Annotated in this window: 3 protein-coding genes; all 3 read right to left on the bottom strand. The window is 52.7% G+C overall.

Translation table 11 applies throughout. The features are described 5' to 3' along the window. Positions 1-337: 337 nt before the first annotated feature. Positions 338-832, bottom strand: a complete 495-nt coding sequence (locus ABQ298_12080; protein MEQ9825113.1) for a hypothetical protein — start codon at positions 830-832, stop codon at positions 338-340. Between the two features lie 193 nt (positions 833-1,025). Beyond that, positions 1,026-2,396 carry a serine hydrolase domain-containing protein gene (locus tag ABQ298_12075; GenBank protein MEQ9825112.1) on the bottom strand — a complete coding sequence of 457 codons (1,371 nt, stop codon included), beginning with the start codon at positions 2,394-2,396 and terminating at the stop codon, positions 1,026-1,028. Positions 2,397-2,469: 73 nt separating this feature from the next. After that, positions 2,470-3,582: a thioredoxin-like domain-containing protein gene (locus ABQ298_12070; protein MEQ9825111.1), complete on the bottom strand. Its 1,113-nt coding sequence runs from the start codon at positions 3,580-3,582 to the stop codon at positions 2,470-2,472. Positions 3,583-5,647 lie beyond the last annotated feature (2,065 nt).

Below are 5,647 nucleotides of genomic sequence, written 5' to 3'. Positions count from 1 at the left end.
AAAGGGCAGGCTGATGGCTGCACTCAGCAGCAGGCAGAAGAACGGTGCGCTCATCGAAACCACGTAGGCCCGCACCTGAACGGGATCCAGCTCAGTCGTCGAAATCAGAATGCGTTGCAGGATCCACGGTAAATCCGGAATCAGCAGTCCCAGCGCGAAGGCTGCTACCCTTCTCAGGAAACACCCTTCAGCGCCAGATGCGATTCCATGAGGAGTGGGTTGTCATGCTATGTGCAGAATATCCTGAATTTTCTCAGAGAGGATTCATACCTACGACCCTGAAGTCGGGGATGTTTTCGAACTCCCTTGTGTTCCGGTTTACCCGCGAACCCCGCACTCAACGCCCGGTTTTCGTAACGCTTGCCAACAAGGCATTGAATTGTTCCTGGAGCACCTCATTGACGGGACCCGCCCAAACCTTCAGGCCTTGCTCGCCTGCAGAGTGTCCGGCCACTTTGTAGTTCAGGCGTATTGCCGTCCCCTCATCGGTCTCAGTGAAGGTCCACACCATCACTCCATTTACGGGTAACATCATCAGGGGACCCAAACCTCCTTTCAGAACGACTTGGCGTGGTTTATTCCAGTAGGCGATTTCCATATGTTTTGCCCAGCCCGTCTCCAGATTTTCAAGCAGTGCGCGTTCGTGCTGTTCGAAGCGATAGTTTTCGGCCCTTCCCCCAAAGGTGTGGGATGGGTTCCACCACGAGCCAATCGCTTCGAAGGTTTCAAAGACAGCTTCCGGTGAAGCTGCAAGGGTCCCTTCAAAGCCCACCTCAAAAAACTCGGGTTCAGCATTCACCACCTCGCCCCGAAGTCCCAGAGTCGTGCTCAAAAGGAAAAGCATCGAGAAACAAGCCCATCGATTGTGCATCCCATACCACTCCTCAAATCAACGGTTTCTTCAAGTCGGTATCGCATTTGATTTTGAAACGCATTGGCGAATTCTAAGCGATTTTGGCTGAACCCATCTTCAGTGTGTGAATAAAGATGGGAGATGCGTTCATCGAGGAAGATCGCCAGTCGACTTAGGGATTGTGTTCATCTTCGGTGATGCGGCGAGCATAGACCGCATCGCGAAACAGCTTGTGTGCCTTTCCGTAAAATGGGATGCGCTGCATGAAGAACACACTCGCGATCTCGTTCTCAGGATCGATCCAGAACAGCGTGCTGCCAAGACCATCCCAGAAGAATTCCCCAACCACTCCGAAGTTCTCCTCCCGGGAAGCAGGCGGTGCGATGCGCACCGCGACGTCGATCCCGAACCCCACCTGACCCTTGCTCGAGAGCCAGGACGTGTCGGTCACCGTCGCGGGAAGATGGTCCGTAGCCATCATCCGAACGGTCTTTGCCTGCAGGATGCGCACGCCGTCAATCTCGCCCTCGTTGAGCAACATTCGCGCAAAACGCATGTAGTCATCGAGCGTCGAAGCGAGTCCCCAGCCGCCCGGATCGAGCGTGAAATTCTGGCGGATATTGTGGTTGAGGAAATGGTCATCCGGCAACCGGACCAGCGGGTTGTTCACATCTTCGCCGTCGTAGAGGGCCGCAATGCGGTGCCGCTCCCCTTCCGGCACGAGATATCCGGTTTCGTGCATACCGAGAGGCTCGAAGATGGTCTCCCGAAGGTAATCAGCGTAGGGCTTGCCTGTCAGGCGTTCGATCAGTAGCGCCTGCACGTCTACGGAATCAGCGTAAACCCAGCGTTCTCCGGGATGATAGAGAAGGGGAACGCGCCCCAGTCGTTCGGCGAAAGCGTCGTAGTCGGCCGTGCGATCAAGCGGATTCTCCCTGCGGTAATGCGCAGCAACCGGAGAATCCTCGCCCCCATGGGTCAGCCCCGCAGTGTGACGGGTGAAATCGCGGATCGTTGGTGCGCGTGCGGGTTCGACGAGCACGGTTTCACCTTCTGCATCCTCACCCGCATAGACTTTCAGATCGGTGAGTTCAGGCACGTATTTGGCAATTGGATCGTCGAGGTCGAACAGGCCTTTTTCCCACAACGTGAGCAAGGCTACGCCAGTGATCGGCTTCGTCATCGAAAAAATCTGTACGATGGTATCGCGCTGCATGGGGCGGTCTGCATCGTCGTCGGCCATTCCATAGGCACCGAAATAGGTTTCCGCACCCTTTTCCCATATCAGCGCCGATACCCCGACAGCTTCGCCGTTCTCGACCAGTGCGCTGAGCACATCATCGACCTGCGCAGGTTCGATAATCGACGCCTCTTCGGCGAGGGCATGCCCTCCTGAAACTCCAAACACCCACAACACTGCCAATCGAATCCCAAATGAGAGGAATTGGCTTTGGGGGGAGTCAGCCCTGAATGTGGGGCTTATCGCACTGCGCTCAAGAGCTTCGTCAGGACAAAAAGGGGCAGGAGTAGAACGTTGGCTCATACTCAATTAAGTTGTTGTACCATTGCGGTGGCAATTCCTTTTCGATGGTGTGTGGACGCGATGAGCATGGGTGTCAGTTGTGAATCTTGAGAGGCAGCCGCACCTGGGTTTCCATCGGGCGACCCTCTTTCAATTGGGGCAGAAAAAGCCAACGCTCGCAGGCCTGGCGAATGCTGGATTCCAATTCGTGTCGGTCATGGTTCAAAATCTGGCAATCGATAACGTGTCCATTGCGACTGACTTTTAAGATCAAATCCAATTCGATGGACCCCCATTGTTTTTGGGTTTCAGGATCGACAAACAGGTAGAGGGGCGAGGGTAAGAGGTCTTTCCCTTTGTTGTTTTCCAGATACCGGTTGCGAATGGTATCAAAATAGACCTGATAAGTGAGAGGGTTTTGGGGATTGGTATGGAAGACCATCTCCTTGAGTTCCTCCAGCACGGTATGGGCTCCTCTGTAATCGGTGCCACTGTGGGCGTCGGTAAGGATGCGACCTTGCCTATCCGTGATCACCATGCCCGGAATACTGTTTCTTCGATACTGTTGAATGGCTTTGGGATAATTGCGCTTCCATGAAATGGCAGGCCATTTCATGTCATGGGAGGTGACATACTTTTTGAACTCGCCTCTACTATTGTCGCTGCTGACAAAAAAGACTTCGGTGTTGCTGATCCCATGTCGCTTGAATTCGTCATACCAGATTTTGAGGTGTTTCACAAAACTTCGACAGGGTCCACACCAGGAGGCACCAGTATAAAACACATAAAACTCAGGCTCCATACGATTTCCGACCTCAAAATCTTCCAGATTTCCATCCTCCCCTAAAATGAGAGAATTCTCCCTGACTGCTTTTGCCATGGGGCTGGTGGAATCCCTCCACAATACGGGTTCTTTGCCTTTGCCTAGATGAGCCTGAACCCATTGTTGCTCCTCGTCTCCGAGATAGTGCAGCGGGATGATCCAGTTGCGACCTTCCTCCCCCTGAAAATAAACTTTGCTCCCAAGTTCTATAGTGAAGCTGGCTTCAAAACGGGAACCATCCTGAAGACTCCATGTCCGGGAAGAGTACTTCCCAGTTGCATCTGCGGTGGATGGTTCAGCTTGCCCCTGACAGCATGCCAAAAGTGTCAGGGCAAAGCCCAGAATGAGTGGTTTAAAGTAGGAAACAGAATGGAAAAATCGCATGGCTCGGAGGAATTAACCGGGATTTGAGGTGCGTTGTTTGAAGTTCGACTACAGCAAAGTTTCGGACAACTGGCAAGCCCAGTCAAAACTCATTGAAATGAATGGGATCCGCATCGAAACAAGTTCTCCGGATAACCCTATCTGTGCAAATGCCCCTGCGGCGCCCAGATGACTTTGGTCCAACCAAAGTCCCATCTTTTCAGGGAAACAGCATCTTCACGCTGAGCCCCATTCTTGTTAAAAACACTGATCATCCATCACGTTTCCGTAGGGTTCGCGTTCACCGCGATGCCGCATCTTGTGAGGTAACTGAGGTCTCCGGCTAGCGAAGACCCTACGTTTCTGTTCAGTGAACAAAACCAGAACCCGTATGCGCTAGTTGAAGCACAAATCCTTCGCCCTCGTAGCTCGTTGCGCAGTGGTTCAAATTCTTTCTTTCTTAACCACAGATTACAGGATAACACAGATTCCATTGAGTTGAGATTCATTGCCCATCGCCCAATCTCCACCCCGTTCTCGTCGCATCTTCTCTCATGGCGATTCCCCTCGCTTGCGTAGGGCCCCCGCTCGCCGGGAGCCGCCGTCCCACCCACCATGTCCCTTCCCAAGCCATCGGTTCCCCCCGTAGCGGAATTTGGAAAAATCTCGACCCCTGGACACTCGAAAACCTCAACGGTTCCATCTTTCCCAGCAACAGGTTCAAGAACCACCCACAAAAAACCTGTTGCGCACAGCGCATCCTGTTGGGCTGGCACCGCCAGTCCATCCAGTGAAGCGCAGCTGAACGATGTTCCAGTCCCAGCAGCGCGTCAGCCTGTTCCATCCAACCGAATCTTATCCAACATCGTTCGTCCTACGGACTCTCTTGATCCGGCTTCGCCGGAGCAGGATACACGTCATCCCTCCGTGTAGCAGGTTCAAAAACAATCTCTTTTGTTCCGTAGCGGAATTTGGAAAAATTTCGACCCCTGGACACTCGAATACCTCAATGGTCGACCTTTCCCAGCAACAGGATCAGAACTACCCACAAAAACCTGTTGCGCGCAGCGCATCCTGTTGGGCTGGCACCGCCAGTCCATCCAGTGAAGCACAGCTGAACGATGTTCCAGCTCCAGCAGCGCGCCAGCCTTCTCCAATACTGAGCCATCCTAAACTTAAAACCTTCACCATCAACTATTTCTCATCCGCCATCACAGCTCTGCTGCACCCCTCATCATCTGAGAAATCTGGGCAATCGGTGGTTCAAACTCTTTCTTTTATAAAAGCTTCAACCACAAAAGGCACAAAACACACAGAGTCCGCAGGACGCGATTTCTCTACCGCAGATTTCAGATTGCCACAGATAATGGCCTCTCCCAGTTCCCCCCGTAGTGCGTTCGCTTGTGGCTTCACCACCCTGAGCAAGCCGTAGGGCGGACGCCGCCCCACCCTGAGCAAGCCGAAGGACCCATCCATCCAATCTTCAAACTACGATCTCCCAATCCATCGCTCCGCCATCCGACCGCAACGGACGACTGCGAGATCACACGGTCTTTCTGCTCCCGTCTTCTGGCATTGAGAAAGAACCACCGGAGGTTTTTTTCCAACACTCAAAAACACGGTCCAACGGATTTTTCTGCTGTCGCACACATTCCAGAAACCCATTCGCAGTCTCAACATTGGCAACGTACTGATGAGCTTTGCACCAACCCAAATACCACCGGATGGTAATCTTAATGTTCTCGCGATCTGCAGCATCTGTGATTGATGCATGAAGTACGCTTTCCCAATCCGGAAAATGGACGCATTGACGTGGGAGTAGAACGGATTTCTCAGGTGAGGACATAAGAAGGAGGGAGGACGCATAACACCGAAAGGATTCCAACTCTCGGAGTCAATTTTTTATTGCCCATTTGTTCACTTTTTTGACGAATCGCCGCATGGGGAACCGAATTCAGCTCCCAAGAAAATACCAGTCCGGGCATTTGGGACTACTCCAACACACTTGAAAATCCGTCGTGGATACAGCCAAATTCATCCCGATTCCAGGGTTTCCTCACCGGTGTTATGCGTCATTTCGCATCGT

The organism is Puniceicoccaceae bacterium, from assembly GCA_040224245.1.
Taxonomy (GTDB): Bacteria; Verrucomicrobiota; Verrucomicrobiia; order Opitutales; family JAFGAQ01; genus JAKSBQ01.
Note: the sequence above shows the minus strand (reverse complement) of the source record. Positions and strands in the feature narration are given on the sequence as shown.